This window comes from Streptomyces macrolidinus (genome assembly GCF_023887685.1).
Taxonomy (GTDB): Bacteria; Actinomycetota; Actinomycetes; order Streptomycetales; family Streptomycetaceae; genus Streptomyces; species Streptomyces macrolidinus.
In genome coordinates this window covers 12,408-35,711 of the sequence record NZ_JAMWMR010000041.1, presented here as the reverse complement: position 1 = coordinate 35,711, position 23,304 = coordinate 12,408, and the positions used below count along the sequence as shown (strand labels likewise).

At 72.3% G+C, this 23,304-nt stretch carries 18 protein-coding genes and 1 pseudogene; 13 read left to right on the top strand and 6 right to left on the bottom strand.

Annotation, left to right across the window (positions count from 1 at the left end):
* The first annotated feature begins 2 nt into the window (after positions 1 to 2).
* Positions 3 to 917, top strand: coding sequence for a HipA family kinase (locus tag NGF19_RS28495; protein WP_252428504.1), 915 nt, complete (start codon positions 3 to 5; stop codon positions 915 to 917).
* A gap of 74 nt (positions 918 to 991) precedes the next feature.
* Here NGF19_RS28495 and aceB read toward each other — a convergent pair whose 3' ends face one another.
* The 3 genes and pseudogenes from aceB to NGF19_RS28480 form a co-directional block, all read right to left on the bottom strand.
* Positions 992 to 2,614: a malate synthase A gene (gene aceB, locus NGF19_RS28490; RefSeq protein WP_252428515.1), complete on the bottom strand. Its 1,623-nt coding sequence runs from the start codon at positions 2,612 to 2,614 to the stop codon at positions 992 to 994.
* Positions 2,615 to 2,788: 174 nt separating this feature from the next.
* Positions 2,789 to 3,373: pseudogene (locus tag NGF19_RS28485) on the bottom strand (nucleotidyltransferase family protein); the annotation flags it as partial.
* A 98-nt stretch (positions 3,374 to 3,471) separates the two neighbouring features.
* Complete coding sequence (locus NGF19_RS28480) at positions 3,472 to 4,266, bottom strand: IclR family transcriptional regulator (protein ID WP_252428503.1); 795 nt, start codon at positions 4,264 to 4,266, stop codon at positions 3,472 to 3,474.
* 125 nt (positions 4,267 to 4,391) lie between these two features.
* Here NGF19_RS28480 and allB point away from each other — a divergent pair, with 125 nt between their 5' ends.
* The 4 genes from allB to NGF19_RS28460 all read left to right on the top strand — a co-directional run bounded on the left by allB (position 4,392) and on the right by NGF19_RS28460 (position 8,653).
* Positions 4,392 to 5,723: an allantoinase AllB gene (allB, locus tag NGF19_RS28475; RefSeq protein WP_372505978.1), complete on the top strand. Its 1,332-nt coding sequence runs from the start codon at positions 4,392 to 4,394 to the stop codon at positions 5,721 to 5,723.
* A gap of 36 nt (positions 5,724 to 5,759) precedes the next feature.
* Positions 5,760 to 6,911 (top strand): allantoicase, encoded by a 1,152-nt coding sequence (gene alc / locus NGF19_RS28470; protein WP_252428502.1) that lies wholly within the window; start codon positions 5,760 to 5,762, stop codon positions 6,909 to 6,911.
* Between the two features lie 145 nt (positions 6,912 to 7,056).
* A complete protein-coding gene (locus tag NGF19_RS28465; RefSeq protein WP_252428501.1) occupies positions 7,057 to 7,875 on the top strand; it encodes an AIM24 family protein in 819 nt (272 codons plus the stop codon).
* Between the two features lie 139 nt (positions 7,876 to 8,014).
* A complete protein-coding gene (locus NGF19_RS28460) occupies positions 8,015 to 8,653 on the top strand; it encodes a dihydrofolate reductase family protein (RefSeq protein ID WP_252428499.1) in 639 nt (212 codons plus the stop codon).
* A 21-nt stretch (positions 8,654 to 8,674) separates the two neighbouring features.
* Here NGF19_RS28460 and NGF19_RS28455 read toward each other — a convergent pair whose 3' ends face one another.
* Both NGF19_RS28455 and NGF19_RS28450 read right to left on the bottom strand, forming a co-directional pair.
* On the bottom strand, positions 8,675 to 9,106 hold the full coding sequence (locus NGF19_RS28455; RefSeq protein ID WP_252428497.1) for a GNAT family N-acetyltransferase: 432 nt from the start codon (positions 9,104 to 9,106) through the stop codon (positions 8,675 to 8,677).
* A gap of 32 nt (positions 9,107 to 9,138) precedes the next feature.
* Positions 9,139 to 10,146: a Gfo/Idh/MocA family protein gene (locus tag NGF19_RS28450; RefSeq protein ID WP_252428495.1), complete on the bottom strand. Its 1,008-nt coding sequence runs from the start codon at positions 10,144 to 10,146 to the stop codon at positions 9,139 to 9,141.
* 128 nt (positions 10,147 to 10,274) lie between these two features.
* On the opposite strand from NGF19_RS28450, the gene NGF19_RS28445 reads away from it, so the two are divergent.
* The 8 genes from NGF19_RS28445 (at position 10,275) to NGF19_RS28410 (ending at position 21,066) form a co-directional block, all read left to right on the top strand.
* Entirely contained in the window at positions 10,275 to 11,012 is a 738-nt protein-coding gene (locus NGF19_RS28445) for a GntR family transcriptional regulator (protein ID WP_252428513.1), read from the top strand.
* A 187-nt stretch (positions 11,013 to 11,199) separates the two neighbouring features.
* The gene (locus tag NGF19_RS28440; RefSeq protein ID WP_252428493.1) at positions 11,200 to 12,204 is read left to right on the top strand and encodes a sugar ABC transporter substrate-binding protein; all 1,005 of its coding nucleotides are present in this window, start codon (positions 11,200 to 11,202) and stop codon (positions 12,202 to 12,204) included.
* Complete coding sequence (locus NGF19_RS28435; RefSeq protein ID WP_252428491.1) at positions 12,201 to 13,271, top strand: ABC transporter permease; 1,071 nt, start codon at positions 12,201 to 12,203, stop codon at positions 13,269 to 13,271. Before NGF19_RS28440 ends, NGF19_RS28435 begins: the two co-directional genes overlap by 4 nt.
* On the top strand, positions 13,268 to 14,122 hold the full coding sequence (locus NGF19_RS28430; RefSeq protein ID WP_252428489.1) for an ATP-binding cassette domain-containing protein: 855 nt from the start codon (positions 13,268 to 13,270) through the stop codon (positions 14,120 to 14,122). The genes NGF19_RS28435 and NGF19_RS28430 overlap by 4 nt, the downstream gene beginning before the upstream one ends.
* A 152-nt stretch (positions 14,123 to 14,274) precedes the next feature.
* Positions 14,275 to 15,420: an ROK family glucokinase gene (locus tag NGF19_RS28425; RefSeq protein WP_252428487.1), complete on the top strand. Its 1,146-nt coding sequence runs from the start codon at positions 14,275 to 14,277 to the stop codon at positions 15,418 to 15,420.
* Positions 15,417 to 16,010 (top strand): sugar kinase, encoded by a 594-nt coding sequence (locus NGF19_RS28420; protein ID WP_252428485.1) that lies wholly within the window; start codon positions 15,417 to 15,419, stop codon positions 16,008 to 16,010. Before NGF19_RS28425 ends, NGF19_RS28420 begins: the two co-directional genes overlap by 4 nt.
* A 98-nt stretch (positions 16,011 to 16,108) precedes the next feature.
* Positions 16,109 to 19,006, top strand: coding sequence for an SCO1167/SCO6262 family helicase (locus tag NGF19_RS28415; protein ID WP_252428483.1), 2,898 nt, complete (start codon positions 16,109 to 16,111; stop codon positions 19,004 to 19,006).
* Entirely contained in the window at positions 19,003 to 21,066 is a 2,064-nt protein-coding gene (locus NGF19_RS28410; protein ID WP_252428481.1) for an SWIM zinc finger family protein, read from the top strand. Before NGF19_RS28415 ends, NGF19_RS28410 begins: the two co-directional genes overlap by 4 nt.
* A gap of 85 nt (positions 21,067 to 21,151) precedes the next feature.
* On the opposite strand, the gene NGF19_RS28405 is transcribed toward NGF19_RS28410, so the two are convergent.
* Positions 21,152 to 23,278, bottom strand: coding sequence for an FG-GAP-like repeat-containing protein (locus tag NGF19_RS28405; RefSeq protein WP_252428480.1), 2,127 nt, complete (start codon positions 23,276 to 23,278; stop codon positions 21,152 to 21,154).
* Positions 23,279 to 23,304 lie beyond the last annotated feature (26 nt).

Sequence of the window (23,304 nt, the reverse complement as noted above, 5' to 3'; positions counted from 1 at the left end):
GAGTGCTGAGGGAGGTCACCGCGACCCGCTACGTCGCGCCCCTGCGGTCCGGCGGCTCCGTCCCCGGCATCGTCGAGGCCGATGATCTGGGCACGTACGTCGTCAAGTTCACCGGCTCGGCGCAGGGCCGCAAGGCGCTGGTCGCCGAGATCATCGTCGGCGAGCTGGCCCGCAGGCTCGGGCTGCGCGTGCCCGAACTGGTCCTCGCCCACTTCGACCCGGAGCTCGCCGCGCACGAACCGCACCAGGAAGTGCGGGAGTTGCTGAACGCGAGCCCCGGTCTCAACCTCGGCATGGACTACCTCCCGGGCGCGCGGGACTTCACGCCCGAGGTCGCCAGGGCCTGTACGGTCGACCCGGTGGAGGCGGGCAAGGTCATCTGGCTCGACGCCCTGACCGTGAACGTCGACCGCACGATCCACAGCTCCAACCTCATGGTCTGGCCCACCTTCGGCACCGCGCCCCCACGCCTGTGGCTCATCGACCACGGCGCGGCCCTCGTCTTCCATCACCGCTGGGAGGCCTCCGCCCCCGAGAAGGCGTACGACTTCCGCCATCACGCCCTCGGCCACTTCACCCCGGACACCCGGGCCGCCGAGGCCGAACTGGCGCCGCGCGTGACCGACGCACTGCTGCGAGAGATCACCGAGGAGGTACCGGACGCGTGGCTGACCGACGAGCCGGGCTTCACGACGCCCGGCGAGGTCCGCGACGCGTACGTGGCGTATCTCTCGGCCCGGGTGAAGGCGTCCGAGACCTGGCTGCCCACCGACTTCCCCACCCGCGAGGAACTCGCCGCCGAGGAGGCCCTCCGCGCGGCGAAGACCCGGCAGGGCCGCCCCGCCTGGCTGAAGCAGGTCCCCGACCTGCACGGCGAACCCGCCGCGGAACAGGACTGGTCGGTACACCTGGGGTGACCGCGGCCGGACGCCGGTCGGGGAGGGGGAGTGGTTCGACCGGCCAGTTGCCCGTAGTCGGGCTCGTACGTGGGTCAGCCGGTCAGTCGCTCGTACGCGGGCAGCGTCAGGAAGTCCGCGTAGTCCTTGTCCAGGGCCACCGTCAGCAGCAGATCGTGGGCCTGCTGCCAGTGGCCCGCGGCGAAGGCCTCCGCGCCGATCTCGGCCCTGATGCTCGCCAGTTCCTCGGCGGCGACCCTGCGCGCCAGTTCGGCCGTGGCCTTCTCGCCGTTCTCGAACTCGACGCCCGCGTCGACCCACTGCCAGATCTGGGAGCGGGAGATCTCCGCGGTGGCCGCGTCCTCCATCAGATGGAAGATGGCGACCGCGCCCAGGCCCCGCAGCCACGCCTCGATGTAACGGATGCCTACCTGCACGGCGTTGACCAGACCCGCGTACGTCGGCCGGGCGCGCAGGGAGTCGACGGCGATCAGATCGGCGGCCTTGACGTCGACGTCCTCGCGCAGCCGGTCCTTCTGATGCGGCCGGTCGCCGAGCACCTGGTCGAAGGACGCCATGGCGAGCGGGACCAGATCCGGGTGGGCGACCCAGGAACCGTCGAAACCGTCGCGCGCCTCACGGTCCTTGTCCGCCTTGACCTTCTCGAAGGCGACCCGGTTGACCTCCTCGTCGCGCCGGGAGGGGATGAACGCCGCCATGCCGCCGATCGCGTGCGCGCCGCGCTTGTGGCAGGTACGGACGAGGAGTTCGGTGTATGCCCGCATGAACGGAGCTGTCATCGTCACGGCGTTGCGGTCCGGGAGGACGAACTTCGGCCCCGCGTCACGGAAGTTCTTGATGAGGGAGAACAGATAGTCCCAGCGCCCCGCGTTCAACCCCGAGGCGTGGTCGCGCAGTTCGTAGAGGATCTCCTCCATCTCGTACGCCGCCGTGATCGTCTCGATCAGGACGGTGGCGCGGACCGTGCCCTGCGGGATGCCGACGTAGTCCTGCGCGAAGACGAACACGTCGTTCCACAGGCGTGCTTCCAGATGCGACTCCGTCTTCGGGAGGTAGAAGTACGGGCCCTTGCCGAGGTCGAGCAGACGGCGTGCGTTGTGGAAGAAGTACAGGCCGAAGTCGACCAGTGCGCCGGGCACTTGCTGCCCGTCGACCTTGAGGTGACGCTCGTTCAGATGCCAGCCGCGCGGGCGCATGACGACCGTCGCCAGCTCCTCGTCCGGGCGCAGGGCGTACGACTTGCCCGTGTCCGGGTCGGTGAAGTCGATGGCCCGGGTGTACGCGTCGATCAGGTTCAGTTGGCCGAGGACCACGTTCTCCCACGTAGGAGCGGACGCGTCCTCGAAGTCCGCGAGCCACACCCGGGCACCGGAGTTGAGCGCGTTCACGGTCATCTTGCGGTCGGTGGGGCCGGTGATCTCGACCCGGCGGTCCTCCAGGGCCGGCGGTGCGGGGGCCACGGTCCAGGAGTCGTCCGCGCGGATCGCCGCGGTCTCCGGAAGGAAGTCGAGCCGGGACGTACGGGCGATCTCGGCTCGGCGCTCCGCGCGGCGGGCGAGGAGTGCGTCACGCCGGGGCGTGAACCGCCGGTGCAGCTCGGCCACGAAGGCGAGTGCCCCACCGGTGAGGACCTCCTCCTGGCGGGGCAGGGGCTCGGCGTCGACAACGGCTGCCGGGGGCAGGGCGGATGCGGACATGAGCGGTCGCTTCTCCTTCGGTGAGCCGGTACGAGGACGCGACGGGGGCTCGGCGGCGCCGTCCCGCCTACTCTGCCCCGCCTGCTCCAGGTGCACCAGATCGCCCGGTGTGTCGATGTCGTACGGCCGGGCGATGTCCCCGCACTCCACGCGCGCGAGCGCTTCCTCGTGGGCCCGCAGATACGCGCGCGCTCCCCGGTCCCCGGTGGCCGTCTCCGCGACGCCCGCCCAGTGGGCCCGGCCGAGCAGCACCGGATGCCCCCGTACGCCGTCGTAGGTCGCCGAGACCAGCGAGGTCTCGTCGCGGTACGCGGCCAGGACGCGGGCCATGGCCTGCGGGCCGATGCCGGGCTGGTCGACCAGGGAGACGAGGGCCGCCCGCGCACCCGTCCCGGCCAGCGAGGCGAGCCCGGCCCGCAGCGAGGAGCCCATGCCCTGCTCCCAGTCCGGGTTGTCCACGAGGACGCAGCCGGGCAGGTCCGCCCGGTCCCGTACGGTGTCGGCCGCGGCCCCCAGCACGACGTGCACCCGGCCGCATCCGGCCGCCCGCAAGGCCGACACCGCGTGCTCCACGAGCGGTCGTCCCCCGTGGTCGAGCAGCGCCTTGGGACGGCCACCGAGCCGACGCCCCCCGCCCGCCGCGAGGAGCAGCCCGGCGACGGTCTCTTCACCGCGCGCCGTACGCGCCGCCGTTGCGCGCCCTGCCGCTGTGCGTCCCGTCGTCGTGGGTCCCGTCGTCGTGCGCCCTGTCCGAGTCATGCGTCCTGCATACCCGACCCCGGGTTGAACGCGCGGGTGGCTGTGGAGACGGGTGGCTGTGGAGACGGGGGTGGCTGTGGAGACGGGGCGAAGAGCCCTCAGGCGGTCGGCCCCGGACTCGCCAGCGCCCGCGACAGCTCCGCCGCCACCTCCTGGAGCACCGGCACGATCTTCACCGTCGACGCCTCCGTGACCCGGCCCGCCGGGCCCGAGATGGAGATCGCCGCGGCCGTCGGGGAGTCGGGCACGGGCACCGCGAGGCACCTGACCCCTATCTCCTGCTCGTTGTCGTCGACCGCGTACCCGAGGAGGCGTACGTCCGCCAGAGCGGCGAGGAAGGCCTCCGGCGTGGTGATCGTCTTCTCCGTGACGGCGGGCATGCCCGTACGCGCGAGCAGAGCGCGGACCTCGTCGTCGGGCGTGGCGGCCAGCAGCGCCTTGCCCACGCCCGTGGTGTGCGGCAGCACCCGCCGCCCCACCTCCGTGAACATCCGCATCGAGTGCTTGGACGGCACCTGCGCCACATACACGACGTCGTCGCCGTCGAGCAGCGCCATGTTGGCGGTCTCGCCGGTCTCCTCGACCAGACGCGCGAGATGGGGACGGGCCCAGGTGCCGAGCAGCCGGGACGCCGACTCCCCGAGCCGTATCAGCCGGGGCCCGAGCGCATAGCGGCGGTTGGGCTGCTGACGTACGTACCCGCTCGCCACGAGCGTGCGCATCAGCCGGTGGATCGTCGGCAACGGCAGCCCGCTGCTGGCCGACAGCTCGCTGAGGCCGATCTCGCCGCCCGCGTCCGCCATCCGCTCCAGCAGATCGAAGGCGCGCTCGAGGGACTGGACACCACCGGCGGCGGACTTGGCGGGGGCGTCGCTGGCGCTGAACGTCGGCACGGAGCGGTCCTTTCGGGTCCGGTGGGGAGGGAAGCAGCCTATCGGGCGGAGCACCGCGCGGGGCTCTTGACGGTGTGCAGGCGGGCGTGAAGACTCCCTCGACAGCACGGCGAAGGGTGGTCCGGGTGTCCGAACTGGTCCTGCGCTCGACGCGCGTCATCACCCCGGAAGGGACGCGCGCCGCCTCGGTCGCGGTCGCCGGGGGTACGATCACGGCCGTCCTGCCCCACGACGCGGACGCATCGCCCGGGGCCCGGATCGAGGACCTCGGCGACGACGTCCTGCTGCCCGGCCTGGTCGACACCCACGTGCATATCAACGAACCGGGCCGCAGCGAGTGGGAGGGCTTCCGCACCGCCACGCGCGCGGCGGCAGCAGGCGGCATCACCACCCTCATCGACATGCCGCTCAACTCCCTCCCGCCGACCACGACGGTCGACCACCTCCGTACGAAGCAGGAGGCCGCGGCCCGCGCGATCCATGTCGACGTCGGGTTCTGGGGCGGCGCGCTGCCCGGCAACGCGGGCGACCTGCGACCGCTGCACGACGCGGGCGTCTTCGGCTTCAAGGCGTTCCTGTCGCCCTCGGGCGTGACCGAGTTCCCCCACCTCGACCAGGAGCAACTCGCCCGCACCCTGGCCGAGATCACCGGATTCGGCGGACTGCTCCTCGTCCACGCCGAGGATCCGCACCAGCTCGCCGCCGCACCGCGCCAAGGCGGCCCGAAGTACGCCGACTTCCTGGCCGGTCGGCCGCGCGCCGCCGAGACGACGGCCGTCGCGCACCTCCTCGCGCAGGCGAAACGGCTCCACGCGCGCGTGCACGTACTGCACCTGTCCTCCGGCGACGCACTGCCGCTGATCGCCGCCGCCAGGGCCGAAGGCCTGCCGATCACCGTCGAGACCTGTCCGCACTATCTGACCCTGAGCGCCGAGGAAGTCCCGGACGGGGCCAGCGCGTTCAAGTGCTGCCCACCCATCCGTGAGGCCGCGAACCAAGAGCCGCTGTGGCAGGCGCTGGCGGACGGCACCATCGACTGCGTGGTCACCGACCACTCCCCGTCGACGGCCGACCTGAAGACCGCCGACTTCGCGACCGCGTGGGGCGGCATCTCCGGCCTCCAACTCAGCCTGCCGGTCGTCTGGACCGAGGCCCGTCGACGCGGCCACGGGCTCGACGACGTGGCGCGCTGGATGTCCACGCGCACCGCGCGGCTGGCCGGACTCGACCGCAAGGGCGCCATCGAGGCGGGCCGCGACGCCGACTTCGCGGTGCTCGCCCCCGACGAGACCTTCACCGTGGACCCGGCAGCCCTCCACCACCGCAACCAGGTCACGGCGTACGCGGGCAGGACCCTGTACGGCGTGGTCAAGTCCGCCTGGCTGCGCGGCGAGCGCATCGTGGCGGACGGCGAGTTCACCGAGCCGAAGGGCCGACTGCTCCGCAGAACCGGCTGACTCCCCTCCCGTCCCAGGAAGGAAGGCCCGATCACCGTGACGGCGCAGCAGCACCCCTCCCGGATCGTCCGCTTCACCGGCGACGCCGCCCCGTACGCGGGCGGGGACCCCTACGCGGACTACCGCACCGCCGACTTCCCCTTCACCCGGTACACCGACCTCGCCGACCGAAGGCTCGGCGCCGGGGTCATCGCCGCGGGCGACGAGTTCTTCGCCCCGCGCGAGAACCTCCTCGTGCCCGAGCGCGCCGAGTTCGACCCCGGGCACTTCGGGCACAAGGGCAAGGTCATGGACGGCTGGGAGACACGGCGGCGCCGCGGCGTCCTTGCCGAGCAGCCGTGGCCGACCCCCGAGGACCACGACTGGGCGCTGGTACGCCTCGGCACGCCGGGTGTCGTCCGCGGCATCGTGGTCGACACGGCGCACTTCCGCGGCAACCACCCACAGGCGGTGTCCGTCGAGGGGGCGTCGGCGCCCGGCTCCCCGTCCCCGGAGCAGTTGCTGTCGGACGAGATGAAGTGGACGACGCTCGTCCCGCGCACCCCGGTCGCGGGCCACGCGGCGAACGGCTTCGCGGTGTCGGTCGAACAGCGCTTCACGCACCTGCGGCTGAACCAGCATCCCGACGGAGGCGTGGCGCGCCTGCGCGTGTACGGCGAGGTGGTCCCGGACCCGGCCTGGCTGGCGGTCCTCGGCACCTTCGACGTGGTCGCGCTGGAGCACGGCGGCCGGGTCGAGGACGCCTCGGACCTCTTCTACTCCCCGGCCACGAACACGATCAGGCCGGGCCGCTCCCGCACGATGGACGAGGGCTGGGAGACACGCCGCCGTCGTGACCGGGGCAACGACTGGATCCGCTACCGGCTGGCGGCCCGGTCGCGGATCCGCGCGATCGAGATCGACACGGCCTGCCTGAAGGGGAACGCGGCGGGCTGGGCCTCGGTCTCGGTCAAGGACGAAGGGAACCCGGAGACAGGGGAGGACGCCGGGTGGCGGGAAGTCCTGCCGCGCACCCGCCTCCAGCCCGACACGAACCACCGCTTCGTCCTGCCCGACCCGGCCGTCGGCACGCACGCGCGCGTGGACATCTATCCGGACGGCGGCATCTCCCGGCTGCGCCTGTACGGCTCCCTGACCGAGGACGGCGCGGCACACCTGGCGGCCCGCTATCAGGAACTGGGCGGCTGAGGCGAGTGCGGGCCGGGCGGCCGAGACGAGGCGGGCCGCCGAGACGAGCCGGGTGGCCGAGACGAGCCAGGAGGCCGCGGCCACCCGTTCGGACGCATTCCGAAGCGGCCGGAACTCTTCGCGCGGCCCCCGGCGTTCTCCCGGTGTGACTCTTCGCCAAGACATCGTCGGCAACGCCATGCAGATGGCGGTCGTCACCCTGAGCCCGGGGCAGACCGTGTACTGCGAGGCGGGCAAGTTCCTCTTCAAGACCACGAACGTGACCATGGAGACCCGCCTCTCCGGCCCGTCGAACGGCGGCGGTCAGTCCCCGGGCGGCGGCTCGCCCGGCGGCATGGGCGGCTTCCTGCGCCAGGCCATGGGCACGGCGATGCAGGTCGGCCAGCGCGCCCTGGCGGGCGAGTCGCTCGCGTTCCAGTACTTCACGGCGCAGGGCGGCGAGGGCACGGTCGGCTTCGCCGGTGTGCTCCCCGGCGAGATGCGAGCGCTGGAACTGGACGGCACGCGCGCGTGGTTCGCGGAGAAGGACGCGTTCGTGGCCGCCGAGTCGACGGTCGACTTCGGCATCGCCTTCCAGGGCGGCCGTACGGGCATGAGCGGCGGCGAGGGCTTCATCCTGGAGAAGTTCACCGGGCGCGGCACGGTGATCATCGCCGGAGCGGGCAACTTCATCGACCTCGACCCCGCGGACTTCGGCGGCCGTATCCAGGTCGACACGGGATGCGTCGTCGCCTTCGAGGAGGGCATCCAGTACGGCGTCGAGCGGATCGGCGGCCTCGACCGCCAGGGGCTCATGAACATGGCCTTCGGCGGCGAGGGCCTGTCCCTGGCCACGCTGGAGGGCCACGGCCGCGTCATCCTCCAGTCGCTGACCATCGAGAGCCTCGCCAACGCGCTCAAGAAGGCCCAGGGCGGCGACAAGCAGGGACCGACGGGCGGCCTGTTCTCGACGCACACGGGGTGAGCGGGGGTCCCGTACGAGAGACGACGGAATGGGATGACCGTCGACCGATGAGTGTCGACCGATGAGTTATGGGCACCGGCTCGGTCTGAACCGCTGACAACAGTACGGAGCACCACCCGAGCAAGGAGGGCACCCGCTCATGGGCAAGCTCACCGTTACCGCGTTCCTCACCCTCGACGGCGTTCACCAGGGACCGGGCGGACCCAACGAGGACACCAGCGACGGCTTCACCCAGGGCGGCTGGAGCGTTCCCTACGGGGACGAGGACTTCGGCCGGTTCATGGCCGAGGTCTTCGACCGCGCGGGAGCCTTCCTCCTCGGCCGCCGCACGTACGAGATCTTCGTCTCGCACTGGCCGAAGATGACCGACCCGGCCGACCCGATCGCCTCCCGGCTCAACTCCCTTCCGAAGTACGTCACTTCGCAGACCCTCGGCACACCCTCCTGGGCGGGCACCACGGTGCTGCGCGGCGACCTTGCCAAGGAGGTCACCGACCTCAAGGAACGGACCGAGGGTGAACTCCAGGTGCACGGCAGCGGCACCCTGGTCCAGTCCCTGCTCGCGCTCGACCTCGTGGACACCCTGCACCTGCTGACGTGCCCGCTGATCCTCGGGGGCGGGCGCCGCCTGTTCGCCGAGAGCACCCTGCCCACCGCGTTCGACCACACCGCCGCCCGCACCACGGCCGCGGGCGTCACCATCCACTCCTACGACCGCGCGGGCCGCCCGCGATACGGCTCGTACGAACTCCCGGAGAACGCCCGGCGCCCGTCGTAACAGAGGCCTTGTCGGACAGGCCTAGCTCAGCCGCAAGGTGTGCCAGATCTCGTCCACGCCCGCCACATAGCGCTCGACCTCCACGAAGCCGCGCTTGTGCGCGAACGCGAGCCCGTCGGGGTTGGTGCCGAGCACGATCGTCTCGATCGTCTCGGCACCCAGCCCACGGGCCTGTTCGAGGCCCCGCTCGTAGAGCCGCCCGCCGAACCCCTGCCCGCGATGGGCGGGCAGGATGCGCGCGATGACCGTGGCCGTGCCGTCCGCGGGCGGGCGCACGGTCGAGCAGCCCACGAGGACATCGCCCAGGTACGCCACCTCCAGACGGTTGCGCAGCACGCGCTCGCGTACGTCGTCGAGAGAGAGCGGGTCCGCGGGGATGATCTCGTTGTGGACGTGCCGCCAGTCCTCGAGCGAGGCGTCGTCGGCGGGTTCCACGAAGCGAAGGTTCGGCATCGCAGCAGGAAACCGGGGGCCGTCGGTCACCGTCAACCGGAACAGCCGATCTCGCCGACGTGAACGGGGCGGCGCTCGCGGCGGGACAGTTCGCAGGCCTCCGCGATCCGCAGGGCGTGCAGGGCCTCATGGCCGTCGCAGGGGTTCGCGCGCTCGCCCCGTACCACCTTCACGAACGCCGCGATCTCCGCTTCGTACGCGGGCGCGAACCGCTCAAGGAAGCCGGTCCACGGCTTGTCCGCGGGCTCCGGACCGGTCGGCTCGGCGGACCTGAGCGGCGTACGGGCGTCCAGGCCGACCGCGAGCGTGTCCCGCTCGCCCGCCAGTTCCATCCGTACGTCGTACCCCGCTCCGTTGACGCGCGTCGCCGTCGCCGTCGCCAGCGTGCCGTCGTCCAGGGTGAGTACGGCCGCGGCCGTCTCGACGTCGTCCGCCTCCCGGTACATCGCCTCGCCCGCGTCGGACCCGGTCGCGTACACCTCCACGACCTCCCGGCCGGTCACCCAGCGCAGGACGTCGAAGTCGTGCACGAGGCAGTCGCGGTAGATCCCGCCGGACAACGGTAGATACGCGGCCGGTGGCGGTGCCGGGTCGGACGTCACCGCGCGCACCGTGTGCAGTCGGCCGAGTCGTCCGGAGCGCACGGCCTCGCGCGCGGCCGTGTACCCCGCGTCGAAGCGGCGCTGGAAGCCCATCTGAAGGACCGTTCCCGCCGCGTCGACCTCCGCGAGGGCGGCCAGCGTGCTCGGCAGGTCGACCGCGATCGGCTTCTCGCAGAACACCGGAAGCCCCGCGCGTGCCGCCCGGCCGATCAGCTCGGCGTGGGCCGCGGTCGCCGCCGTGACGACCACGGCGTCCACCCCGCGGGCGAAGACCTCGTCCACGTCGGCCGCGACCGCCGCACCCAGTCGGTCCGCGAGCGCGGTGGCCCGGGGCGTGTCGAGGTCCGTGACGACGATCGAGCCGACCTCGCGGAGGCGGCCGAGCGTGCTCGCGTGGAACGTCCCGATACGGCCCGCCCCGATGACTGCGATGCGCATGAGAACAACCTGGGGTCCCGCACCCCGACCTGTCAATGGATTGTCCGGACAACCGGACTACACGACTTCCCGTCAACCACCACCGGAGCTACGCTCGCCCCGTGCCGAAACCAGATGGGGACCCGACCGTGTCGCTCCAGCTCAGCGTCGACCGCAGCAGCCCGGTGCCGCTGTACTTCCAGCTCGCCCAGCAGTTGGAGGCCGCGATCGAGCACGGCGCGCTGACGCCGGGCAGCCTGCTGGGCAACGAGATCGAGCTGGCCGCGCGGCTCGGCCTGTCCCGGCCCACCGTCCGCCAGGCCATCCAGTCCCTGGTCGACAAGGGACTCCTGGTGCGCCGCCGCGGAGTCGGCACGCAGGTCGTGCACAGCCAGGTCAGGCGCCCGCTGGAGCTGAGCAGCCTCTACGACGATCTGGAGGCGGCCGGGCAGCGCCCCGCGACCCGCGTGCTCGGCAACACCGTCGTCCCCGCGTCGGCCGAGGTCGCCGCCGCGCTCGGCGTGCCCGAGGGCAGCGAGGTGCGCCGTATCGAGCGGCTCCGCCTCGCGCACGGCGAGCCGATGGCGTACCTGTGCAACTACCTGCCGACCGGTCTGCTCGATCTGGAGTCCGAGCGGCTGGAGGCGACCGGCCTCTACCGTCTGATGCGCGCCGCGGGGATCACCCTGCACAGCGCCCGGCAGACCGTCGGGGCCCGCGCCGCCACCCCCGAGGAGGGCGAGCGGTTCGGCGAGCCCGCGGGCGCCCCGCTGCTCACCATGCAGCGCGTCACGTTCGACGACACGGGCCGCGCGGTGGAGTTCGGCACGCACAGCTACCGCGCCTCGCGCTACTCCTTCGAGTTCCAGTTGCTCGTACGCCCGTGACCTGCCGCCTCGTACGCGCTTGACGTACTGCCCCCGTATACGCCCCTGACCTGCTGCCCGCGCCGCCCCTGACCTGCTGTCCGCGTACGTCCCTGACCTACTGTCCGGTACGCCCTGTTCCCTCGGCCGATGGCCGGTAAGCGATACTGGATCGTTCCCATCATCTCGGCAGGAAGGGTATGTCCTCGTGGCACGGATACGGATCTGGGCAACCATCGCGCTCGCAGGGGCGCTCGGCGTATCCCTCGCAGGGTGCAGCAGCCACGGCGGCAAGCGCGCCGAGGACGCCCGCAAGGCCGCCACCGCCCAGGGCCGGGCCGCGGTGGACACGCCCCGCTGGACGGTCGCGATGATCACGCACTCCGGCGACGGCGACACCTTCTGGGACATCGTGCAGAAGGGCGCCGAGCAGGCCGCGCTCAAGGACAACATCGAGTTCGTCTACACGCACAACGCCGAGGCCCAGCAGCAGGCCCAGCTCGTGGACGCGGCGGTGGACCAGAAGGTCGACGGCATCATCGTCACGCTGGCCAAGCCCGACGCGATGAAGGCCGCCGTCGCCCGCGCGGAGAAGGCCGGTATCCCGGTGGTCACGGTGAACTCCGGCTCGGCCGAGTCCAAGGCGTTCGGCGCCCTCACCCACATCGGCCAGGACGAGACGATCGCGGGCGAGGCCGTCGGCGACGAGCTGAACCGGCGCGGCCGCAAGAAGGCCCTGTGCGTGCTGCACGAGCAGGGCAACGTGGGCCACGAGCAGCGCTGCGAGGGCGTGAAGAAGACCTTCCGCGGCACCGTGAAGAACCTCTACGTCAACGGCACCAACATGCCCGACGTGCAGTCCGCCATCGGCGCCAAGCTCCAGTCGGACAAGTCCTTCGACGCGGTCGTCACCCTCGGCGCCCCCTACGCCGACACCGCGGTGAAGGCCAAGGCCGACGCCGGCAGCCGGGCGGAGATCGACACCTTCGACCTGAACGCGAAGGTGGCCGCCAAGCTGAAGGACGGCACGCTCGGCTTCGCCGTCGACCAGCAGCCCTACCTCCAGGGCTACGAGGCGGTCGACCAGCTCTGGCTCTACAAGTACAACGCCAACACCATCGGCGGCGGCAAGCCGGTCCTGACCGGACCGCAGATCGTCACCAAGGACCAGGCCGCGACCCTGGAGAAGTACACGGATCGGGGCACGCGATGACCACGACGACACCGGCGGAGCGGCCGGAGACGACGGCGGACGGAGCGCGCGCGGACGAGCGGCTGCTGAAGACCTCGCCCCTGAAGAAGCTCCTCGGCCGGCCCGAGCTGGGCTCGGTGGTGGGCGCGGTCGCCGTCTTCCTGTTCTTCGCGATCGTCGCCGACCACTTCCTGCGGGCCGCGAGCCTCAGCACGGTCCTGTACGCGTCCTCGACGATCGGCATCATGGCCGTTCCGGTCGCGCTGCTGATGATCGGCGGCGAGTTCGACCTGTCCGCGGGCGTGCTCGTGACGTCGTCCGCGCTGATCTCCTCGATGTTCAGCTACCAGATGACCGCCAACATCTGGGTCGGCGTCGGCGTCTCCCTGCTGGTCACGCTGGCGATCGGCGCGTTCAACGGATTCGTGCTGACGCGTACGAAGCTGCCCAGCTTCATCGTCACGCTCGGCACGTTCCTGATGCTGACCGGTCTGAACCTCGGTCTCACCAAGATGATCAGTGGCACGGTCTCCACCAAGTCGATCTCCGACATGGACGGCTTCGAGTCGGCCAAGGCGGTGTTCGCCTCCACGATCACCCTCGGCGGCGTCGACTTCAAGATCACCATCCTGTGGTGGCTCGCCCTGGTCGCCGTCGCCTCCTGGATCCTGCTGCGCACCCGCGCCGGTAACTGGATCTTCGCGGTCGGCGGCAACGAGAGCGCGGCCCGCGCGGTCGGCGTCCCGCTGTACCGGACCAAGATCGGCCTGTACATGGGGGTCGCCCTCGGCGCCTGGATCTCCGGCCAGCACCTGCTGTTCTCCTTCGACGTGGTGCAGTCCGGCGAGGGCGTCGGCAACGAGCTGATCTACATCATCGCGGCCGTCATCGGCGGCTGTCTGATCACCGGCGGCTACGGCTCCGCGATCGGCTCGGCGGTAGGCGCGCTGATCTTCGGCATGACCAGCAAGGGCATCGTCTTCGCCCAGTGGAACCCCGACTGGTTCAAGTTCTTCCTCGGAGCGATGCTTCTCCTCGCGACCCTGCTCAACACCTGGGTCCGCAAGCGTGCGGAGGCCACGACATGACGCACGACACGACGCACGACACGACGCGCGACGCGACGCGCGACGCGACGAAGGGCGCCGCCGCCGAGGAGCGCACCGCGCTCGTCGAGCTGGAGGACGTCAGCAAGTACTACGGCAACGTCCGCGCCCTCGAAGGGGTCTCCCTGGAGGTCCGCCCCGGGAAGATCACCTGCGTCCTCGGCGACAACGGCGCGGGCAAGTCCACCCTCATCAAGATCATCGCGGGGCTGCACCAGCACGACGCGGGCACCTTCCGCATCGAGGGCGAGGAGTGCCGCCCGGCCTCCCCGCGCGAGGCCCTGGACCGCGGGATCGCCACGGTCTACCAGGACCTGGCCGTCGTACCGCTGATGCCGGTGTGGCGGAACTTCTTCCTCGGCTCCGAGCCCCGCAAGGGCGTCGGCCCCTTCAAGCGCATGGACGTCGACTTCATGCGCCGCACCACGCGCACCGAACTGCTGCGCCTGGGCATCGACCTGCGGGACGTCGACCAGCCCATCGGCACCCTGTCGGGTGGCGAACGCCAGTGCGTGGCCATCGCGCGCGCGGTGTACTTCGGGGCCAAGGTGCTGGTCCTCGACGAGCCGACGGCGGCCCTGGGCGTGAAGCAGTCGGGCATCGTGCTGAAGTATGTGGCGGCGGCACGGGACGCGGGGCTGGGTGTTGTCTTCATCACCCACAACCCGCACCACGCGTACCTGGTGGGCGACCGGTTCACACTGCTCAAGCGCGGCACGATGGTGGGCCGCCACACCCGCGAGGAGATCTCGCTGGACGAGCTGACCCGGCAGATGGCGGGCGGCGACGAACTCGACGATCTGCGCGAGGAGTTGGACAACCGCGCCTCCTAGGGTGCGCGATCGGCGTGTCGTGCGGCCCGCGAGACGCGTACGACCGGCCGCGGTGGACCCGCGGCCGGCCCGCCGACCCGGCGTCCCGGGCGTCGACGGGAGCGGAACCGCTCCACCGTGCCACCTGCCGTCGGCGTGACAGAATCGGCCCGATGAGCACCTACCGCGACTTCACCCACCGCGGCTCCGCGCGGGCGACCGTCCTGCGGACCGTCGGAACGCGCGAGCGCCGGTCCCATCTGTCGGCGCCGCGCGTCCCCACGGTCGGTATCGACATCGGCGGCACGAAGGTGATGGCGGGCGTCGTCGACGCCGACGGCAACATCCTGGAGAAGCTCCGCACCGAGACGCCCGACAAGTCCAAGAGCCCCAAGGTCGTCGAGGACACCATCGTCGAGCTGGTCCTGGACCTCTCCGACCGGCACGATGTGCACGCCGTCGGCATCGGCGCGGCCGGCTGGGTGGACGCGGACCGCAACCGCGTCCTGTTCGCCCCCCACCTGTCCTGGCGCAACGAGCCCCTGCGCGACCGCCTGGCCGGACGGCTCGCCGTCCCCGTCCTGGTCGACAACGACGCCAACGCCGCCGCCTGGGCCGAGTGGCGCTTCGGCGCGGGCCGCGACGAGGACCACCTGGTCATGATCACCCTCGGTACGGGCATCGGCGGCGCCATCCTGGAGGACGGCCAGGTCAAGCGCGGCAAGTTCGGCGTCGCGGGCGAGTTCGGCCATATGCAGGTCGTGCCCGGCGGCCACCGCTGCCCGTGCGGCAACCGCGGCTGCTGGGAGCAGTACAGCTCGGGCAACGCCCTGGTCCGCGAGGCCAGGGAACTGGCCGCCGCCGAGTCCCCGGTGGCGTACGGGATCATCGAGCACGTCAAGGGCAACATCTCCGAGATCACCGGCCCGATGATCACCGAGCTGGCCCGCGAGGGCGACGCGATGTGCGTCGAGCTGCTGCAGGACATCGGCCAGTGGCTCGGCGTCGGCATCGCCAACCTCGCCGCCGCCCTGGACCCCTCCTGCTTCGTGATCGGCGGCGGTGTCAGCGCGGCCGACGACCTGCTCATCGGACCGGCCCGGGACGCCTTCCGGCGCCATCTGACCGGCCGCGGCTACCGCCCCGAGGCCCGCATCACGCGCGCCCAGCTCGGCCCCGAGGCCGGTATGGTCGGCGCCGCCGACCTCGCCCGGCTCGTCGCCCGCCGCTTCCGCCGCGCCAACCGGCGCCGGGTGGAGCGGTACGAGCGCTACGAGCGGTACGCGCAGTCCCGCCGCACCACCAGGGGAGTCCTGTGACGGCCACCACCTCCGTACCGCGTCAGCCGGCGCCGCCGGACGAGCCCGGACGGCAGGCGCCCCCCGAGTCCCACGGGCACATGGTCCGCCGCAGGGCGCTGACCCTGCTGATCATCATGCTGCTCATCGGCGTCCCGGCCGGCTATCTGGTGATCTCCGCCAACCAGAGCCGCGACAGCGGCAAGGTCAAGGAGGCGAGGTACTCGGCGACCGGCCTCACCGCGGGCCGCCCCTCCAGCGTGCTGTGCAGCCTGTACCAGGTGGAGATCCCCGCGAAGGCCACCGAGGTCGCGTACTACGAGACGAACAACTGGAAGACCAGCAGGCTGTACGCGCAGTTCAACACCAGCGAGGCCGGTCTCGCGAAGTTCCTCGGCAAGATCGACGCGAGCCCGAGCGAGCTGAAGGAGAACGACACCGCCATCAGCCCGCGCGACCAGGGGATCGTCGGCTGGTCGTTCACCGGAGAGGGCCCCTGGTACGGCCTGACCCACACCCAGAAGAACCCGGCGCCCACCCTGGACGTCGTGGTGAACCGGGCCGACCCTGATCACCCGACGGTCTACGTGGTGTCCCGGACGATCCCCTGACCGTCGCTCCCGTGAGCCTCGTCGGAGCCGGTTGTCAGACCCCGCCCGTACAGTCGAAGACATCTGACACGACGAGACGGCGGGAGGTGACCGAACGGATGGGGGAGCTGAGTGCTTGGGCGAAGCTGGCCGCCGTCTTCCTGCCCGCGCCGGTGCCCCGCCAGGGCCGGGTAGCCTTCTGGGACCCGGACGGCGGCCCCCTCCCGTCGGACGGCGGCCCCCTCCCGTCGGAGGGGGAGGACACGGACAGCGTGTGCGGTACGGATGACGCGGAGCGTACGTACGGCGCGGACCGTACGGACGGCGGGCGGGACCTGACAGGCGCGCGGGACCTCACGGTCGTACGCCGCCATGGATCCGGGGTGCGCCGGGGCACCGTACGCGCCGTCTCGCTGCCCCTCGCCGACGCGCTGCCACTGCTCGCCCGAGCCCGGCGCGATCCCGCCGCCCACCCCGCGACGGCCTGCTGGGGTGCCGCCACGCTCCACGCGCTGCGGCTCGTCGCGCGCGGGCGGCTGCTGCCCGGCCTCACCCCACAGGGGGACGACGCCTGGCGGGCCGGACCGCTGGAACCGGACGACATCGCCCACCTCAGGGCGATCGCCGCCGCCCTGCCCTACGAGGGCCATGCCGTCCCGCTCCCCGGCAGCCCCCTCACGCTGCCCGAGCCCGAATCCCTCGTTCGGTCCTTCCTGGACGCCGTCGCGGACACTCTGCCCCGCACCCCGGCCGCCGCCCACGCGGTGGGCAAGCCGTTCGCCGCGCGCGAGCCGCAGCGCCTGCCCCGCGCGCGGGACTGGGCCGCCGAGGTCGCCGCGGGCATGGACACCGGCGTACGGATCTCGCTGCGCCTGGACCTGTCGGCGTCCCAGCTCTTCGACGACGGCGAGGACGCCCGGCGCGCCGGAGCGGCCGTCGTCCAGGTGCACAGCCTCGCCGACCCCACCCTCGTCGTCGACGCGGCGGCGCTGTGGGCGGGCGAGGCGGACGCCGGGTTCGGCCCCCGCGCGCGGGTGGACGCGGCCCTCGCCGTACGCCGCGCGGCCCGCGTCTGGCCCCCGCTGGAGCGGCTCTCCGACCAGGACGTGCCCGATGTCCTCGCGCTGTCCGAGGAGGAGTTGGGCGACCTGCTGGGTGTCGCGGCGAGCAGGCTGGGCGCCGCCGGGGTCGCCGTGCACTGGCCCCGCGACCTCGCACAGGACCTGACCGCGACGGCGGTCGTACGGCCCGCGCCCGGCTCGGCGACCGACGGCACGGGCTTCTTCGAGAGCGAGGAACTGCTCCAGTTCCGCTGGCAGTTGGCGCTCGGCGGCGATCCGCTCGGCGAAGCCGAGATGGACGCGCTCGCCGAGGCCCACCGCCCGGTCGTCCGGCTGCGCGACCGGTGGGTGCTGGTCGACCCGGCGCTCGTCCGCAAGGCCCGCAAGCGCGAACTGGGCCTGCTCGACCCGGTCGACGCGCTGTCGGTGGCGCTCACGGGCAGCGCCGAGGTGGACGGCGCGACGGTCGAGGCGGTGCCGGTCGGCGCGCTCGCCACCCTCCGGGACCGCCTGACGGCGGGTGTCGGCCCGGTGGAACCGCCCCCGGGCCTCGCCGCCCGGCTGCGGGACTACCAACTACGGGGCCTGGCCTGGCTGGACCTGATGACCTCCCTCGGCCTCGGCGCCTGCCTCGCCGACGACATGGGCCTCGGCAAGACGGTCACCGTCATCGCCCTGCATCTGCGCCGGGCGCGCCGCGAGCCGACCCTCGTCGTCTGCCCGGCGTCGCTGCTGGGCAACTGGCAGCGGGAGATCACGCGGTTCGCGCCCTCGGTCCCGGTCCGCCGCTTCCACGGCGCGGACCGCACCCTGGACGACCTGGACGGCGGCTTCGTCCTCACCACCTACGGCACGATGCGCACGACGGCGCCGAGACTCGCCGAGCAGACCTGGGGCATGGTCGTCGCGGACGAGGCACAGCACATCAAGAACCCGTACTCGGCCACGGCGAAGGCACTGCGCACGATCCCGTCCCCCGCGCGCGTGGCCCTCACCGGGACCCCCGTGGAGAACAACCTCTCCGAGCTGTGGGCCCTGCTGGACTGGACGACCCCCGGACTGCTCGGCCCCCTGAAGTCCTTCCGCGCCCGGCACGCACGCGCGGTGGAGAACGGCGAGGACGAGGAGGCCGTCGAGCGGCTCGCCCGCCTGGTCCGCCCGTTCCTGCTGCGCCGCAAGAAGTCCGACCCGGGCATCGTCCCCGAGCTGCCGCCCAAGACGGAGACGGACCATCCGGTACCGCTCACCCGCGAACAGGCCGCGCTCTACGAGGCGGTCGTACGGGAGTCGCTGCTGGCCATCGAGACGGCGGAGGGCATCGGCCGCCGGGGCCTGGTCCTCGCCCTCCTCGGCTCGCTCAAGCAGATCTGCGACCACCCGGCGCTGTATCTGAAGGAGGACCCGGCGACGGCCGCGGCGCTCACCGCCCGCTCGGGCAAACTCGCCCTGCTGGACGAGCTGGTGGACACACTCCTCACGGAGGACAGCTCGGCGCTGGTGTTCACGCAGTACGTCGGCATGGCCCGGCTCATCACCACGCATCTGGCCTCCCGCGCGATACCGGTCGAGCTGCTGCACGGAGGCACGCCCGTGCCCGACCGCGAGCGGATGGTGGACCGCTTCCAGAGCGGGGCGACCCCGGTCCTGGTCCTCTCGCTCAAGGCGGCGGGTACGGGCCTCAACCTCACCCGTGCCGGGCATGTCATCCACTTCGACCGCTGGTGGAACCCCGCGGTGGAGGAGCAGGCCACGGACCGCGCGTACCGCATCGGCCAGACCCAGCCCGTGCAGGTCCACCGGCTGATCACCGAAGGCACGGTCGAGGACCGTATCGCCGAGATGCTGGAGTCCAAGCGGGCCCTGGCGGACGCGATCCTGGGCTCCGGCGAGTCCGCCCTGACCGAACTGACCGTCCGCGAGCTGTCGGACCTGGTGTCACTGAGGAGGACGGCGTGAACGGCGCGGAGAGCACGACGTCCGCCCGCCCCGCCGACGAGGCACGGCGTGCGTTGCGGGCCGCGAGGGAGCGGGAGAGTGCGAGCGCGGAGGGCGCCGAGGGTGCCGAGGGCGACGGCCCGGAGGGCACCGCGTCCGGCGCGGATGTACGGCCGGAGTCCGGGCCGACGGTCAGGCCGGGGGACGCGGCGCGCGCGGCGTTGCGCCGGGCGAACGCGGAACGGCGCGGTGGGGACGCGCGGGAGGCCGACCGGGTGACCGTGGACGCCGCCGCGCGGGAGGCCGCCCCGATGACCGTGGACGCCGCTGCGCCGGAGACCGTAGCGGAGACCGTACCGGCCACGCGCCCCGGAGACATCGCGCGCGAGGCATTGCGGGCCGCACGGAAGGAGAAGGAAGCGGGCCGCCGCCCGCCCGCCACCACACCGAACCCGTCGTCCGGCAGCCGAGCGGCGTCCGGCACCGCAGAGCCCTCCGCAGGACCGTCCGAACTCGCCGGACGGGCCGAGCGGTTGGGGCCGCCCGGCTCCGCGCGGCCGTCCCGTTCCGTGCGGCCCTCCGGTTCCGCACGCCCGACCGTCGCCCGCACCCTCCGCCCGAGCACTCGAACCCGCGTGCACAGTGGTCGAGTTCAGGACGTACGCGAACTCCTGGCCGACACCTTCGAGTTGCCCGCGTCGATGGCGTCACCGGAAGCCGGGACCGCGCGCCCCGAAGGCAACGACGACGGCGACCGGAAGGAGACGCGGCCCGAGACGGTCGCCCGCTACCCCCGCTCGATGGCGGCCCCCGGCCGCGACGGTGCGCTGCGGCGTACGTTCGCCGCGCTTCCCCCTCTCCCCGCGCCTTCCGCGCAACCGGCGGACCAGGCCGACCGGTTCGCCGGGACATGGTGGGGCAACGCCTGGGTCACGGCCCTGGAGGAAGGGGCGCTCGACGCCGCGCGCCTGGCACGCGGGCGGGCCTACGCGGGCCAGGGGAACGTGGACGCCCTCACCGTCACCCCCGGACACGTGGTGGCCTACGTACAAGGAAGCCGCCCGCGCCCGTACCGCGCGCAGGTGCGGCTGCGGACGTTCTCCGACGACGAGTGGGACCGCTTCCTGGACGCCGCGGCCGAGCGGCCCGACCATATCGCCGCGCTGCTGGACAAGCAGGTGCCGCGGTCCCTCGCCGAGTGCGGGGTCCGGCTGCTCCCGGGGCCCGGCGACCTCGAACCGCAGTGCAGTTGCCCCGACGTCGGCCACCCCTGCAAGCACGCCGCCGCCGTCTGCTACCAGACCGCCCGGCTGCTGGACCAGGACCCCTTCGTCCTTCTCCTGCTGCGCGGCCGGGGCGAGCGCGAGGTGCTCGACGCGCTGACCCGGCGCAACGCCGCCCGCGCCGCCCGGGAGCGGGCACCCGCCCCCGCCGCGGGCGTCCGCGCCCGTGACGCTGTGGCCCGGCGCGCGCTGCCGCCGCTCCCGGCCCCGCTGCCGCCCCCCGCGCACCCCGAGCAGCCGCCGGTTTACCCGGGGACCGCGGACGGCCCGGACCCGCTCGCGCTGGATCAGTTGGCCACGGACGCCGCGGCCCGCGCGCACGCCCTGCTGACCACCGGCCACGATCCGGTCGCGGACCTGACGCTGTGGCAGGACGCGGTGCGGCTCGCCGCGGCCCGCCCCGGCTCGGGCCTCACCGCGGCGACCCGCGCGCTCTACTCCTCGCTGGCCGCCGCCACCGGGCGGACCCCGGCCGACCTGGCGCGCGCCGTCGCCGCGTGGCGACAGGGCGGACGCGAGGGGCTCGCCGTGCTCGAAGAGCACTGGGACCCTCCGGCGGGCCGCTTCGACCGGGCCCGCCCGCTCCTCCTCGCCGCGGACCTCCCCGCGTTCCGCCCCTGGCACAACCACCTCACCCATCCGGAGGGCCACACCCAACTCCGGCTCGGCCGCGACGGCTTGTGGTACGCGTACGAGTCGGAACCGGGCCGCGAGGACTGGTGGCCCCGCGGTACCCCGGCCTCGGACCCGGTCAGTGCCCTGACCGGCCTGGGAGCGCCGGGAACCCACGAGGCGTGAGGAAGCCGAAGGGGACCGGAGACGGGGCTGCGGCCACCGCTCCGGTCCCCGAACTCCTCGCCGGGAAGGGGTTGTCGTAGCGTTGCTACGAGGGGTTGTTGTAGCGCTCGAGCATCCGGACCCGGCTGAAGGTCCAGTTGCCCGCAGCCGCTTCCCAGCTCCCCGCGGGCTCGTTGAGGGTTCCGTCGGCCTTGGCGGTCCAGGTGATGGTCTTGACCCGGCCGTCGGCGTAGCCGTAGAGGGTGGCGAGGTCGTCGCGGCCGTCACCGTCGAAGTCCCCGGTCACGAGCTGCATGTTCTCGCGGTAGTAGTTGCCCGCCGGGGTGGTCCACAGATCGGTGCGGTTGCCGAGCTTGCCGTCGGTGCCGCTGGGCGTGAAGCCGATCACCGCGTCGTGGCCGTCGGCGTAGTCGTACCAGACGGCCACGTTGTCGCGGCCGTCACCGTCGAAGTCCCCGGAGTACACGGTGGCTCGCTTGAAGTCCCAGCCGGTGGCGGAACTCCAGCCGTGCACCGGCTCGTTGAAGCCGCCGTCGGGCTTGGCCGGGAAGGTGATGAGCTTGACCTCACCGGTGGAGTAGCCGTAGAGGACCGCGAGGTCGTCGCGGCCGTCACCGTTGTAGTCGCCGGTGACGAACTTCATGTTCTCGCGGTAGTAGTTGCCCGCCGGGGTCTGCCATCCGGCGAACGGGCTGTTGAAGCCGCCGTCGGTCTTGGCGAGGAAGGTCTGGATCTTGTCGCTGCCGTCGGCGTAGTCGTACCAGACGGCGATGTCGTCGCGGCCGTCGCCGTTGAAGTCACCGGCGACGGGGGTCATCCGGGAGAACGTCCAACCGGAGGCGATCTTCCAGGACTTCAGGGGCGCGGCGAAGGTGCCGTCGCCCTTGCCCAGCCAGGTGATGAGGGCTACTTCTCCGGTGGAGTAGCCGTAGAGGGTGGCCACGTCGCCGATGCCGTCGCCGTTGAAGTCGCCGGTGACGGGCTTCATGTTCTCGGCGTAGTAGTTGCCCGCCGCGGCTTCCCAGCCGTGGACGGGGCTGTTGAAGCCGCCGTCGGTCTTGGCGAGGAAGGCGTGGATCTTGTCGCTGCCGTCGGCGTAGTCGTACCAGTCGGCCATGTCGCTCCGGCCGTCGCCGTCGTAGTCGTGGCGGACCGCGGTGCCGGCGGCCCACTGCGACTCGCCCTTGGCGTTGTAGATGACGAAGTCGCCGCGATCCTGAAGAACGGCCTTGCCACCGGGCGCGGTGGTCTTGGACTCCCACAGCGTCGTGGTCCCGTCGGTGTCGACGACGGCGAGGTTGCCCTGCGCGTCGAGACGGGCCGTCGCGCCGGGGTGCCCCGCGGTCCTGGTCGACCAGAGGGTCTTGCCCGCGCGGGAGACGACGACGAGGTTGCCGTCGGACTGCAGGGTCAGGCGGGCCGCGTTGGAGGTCAGGGAGTCTCCGGGCATGAGCACGCCGCCGGCCGGGAGCGTGCTGCCACCGACGATGTTGTCCAGCCGGGTGGAGACGGCGTCGGTGCGGGTCTCGGCCGGGTCGGCACCGAAGCAACCGCCCTGCCAGGACTGGCTGCTGAGCGCGACCAGCTCGGGTCGGCCGTCCTTCAGCCGGACGATCGGCCCGCCCGCGTCACCGGCGCAGATGGCATCGGCCGCGGACTTGCCGTGCAGGGCGACCGTGGCGCCCGCGACGGAGTCGACGGTGAAGGTGGCGGTGTGGAGCTTGAGCGGCGCCCACTCGTCCTTGGTCCGGCCGTATCCGGCGACCGTCAGCTCCTCCCCGGCGGCGGGCGCGGTGTCGGCGAACGCCACGGGGGTGATCCCGGTGGTGGGTGAGGAGAGGCGCGCCAGGACCAGGTCCCGGTCCTCACGCGGGACCAGCTCGACGACCTCGCGGACCTGTCCGCCGGTGGTGGTCAGATCGGTACGGCCGATGGTGGCCATCGTCTTCGACTGGGGCTTGCCCGCGGGGACTTGGGACGTTCCGTTGTCGGAGAAGCAGCTCGCGGACGTGGCGAGCCACTGTGGGGACACCAGCGCCGCGGAACAGGCGCGCCGGCCGTCGCCCACGTCGAGACGGGCGGTGAAGGCAAATCCGGCGTCGGTGGCGGCGGGTCCGGTGACAGCGGACGCGGGCGCCGTGCACAGAGAGCCCGGTACGGCGAGGAGCGTGGCGGCGAGAGCGAGGAGGGGTACGCGTCTGGAGCGTGGCATGAACGGGTTCCTTGACGTCCGATGAT

Excerpts from the sequence above, each read along its gene's own strand:
- NGF19_RS28415 (WP_252428483.1), top strand. The coding sequence starts at position 16,109 with ATGGGGGAGCTGAGTGCTTGGGCGAAGCTGGCCGCCGTCTTCCTGCCC.
- NGF19_RS28435 (WP_252428491.1), top strand. The coding sequence starts at position 12,201 with ATGACCACGACGACACCGGCGGAGCGGCCGGAGACGACGGCGGACGGA.
- NGF19_RS28425 (WP_252428487.1), top strand. The coding sequence starts at position 14,275 with ATGAGCACCTACCGCGACTTCACCCACCGCGGCTCCGCGCGGGCGACC.
- NGF19_RS28460 (WP_252428499.1), top strand. The coding sequence starts at position 8,015 with ATGGGCAAGCTCACCGTTACCGCGTTCCTCACCCTCGACGGCGTTCAC.
- NGF19_RS28450 (WP_252428495.1), bottom strand. The coding sequence starts at position 10,146 with ATGCGCATCGCAGTCATCGGGGCGGGCCGTATCGGGACGTTCCACGCG.
- NGF19_RS28430 (WP_252428489.1), top strand. The coding sequence starts at position 13,268 with ATGACGCACGACACGACGCACGACACGACGCGCGACGCGACGCGCGAC.
- NGF19_RS28405 (WP_252428480.1), bottom strand. The coding sequence starts at position 23,278 with ATGCCACGCTCCAGACGCGTACCCCTCCTCGCTCTCGCCGCCACGCTC.
- NGF19_RS28455 (WP_252428497.1), bottom strand. The coding sequence starts at position 9,106 with ATGCCGAACCTTCGCTTCGTGGAACCCGCCGACGACGCCTCGCTCGAG.
- aceB (WP_252428515.1), bottom strand. The coding sequence starts at position 2,614 with ATGTCCGCATCCGCCCTGCCCCCGGCAGCCGTTGTCGACGCCGAGCCC.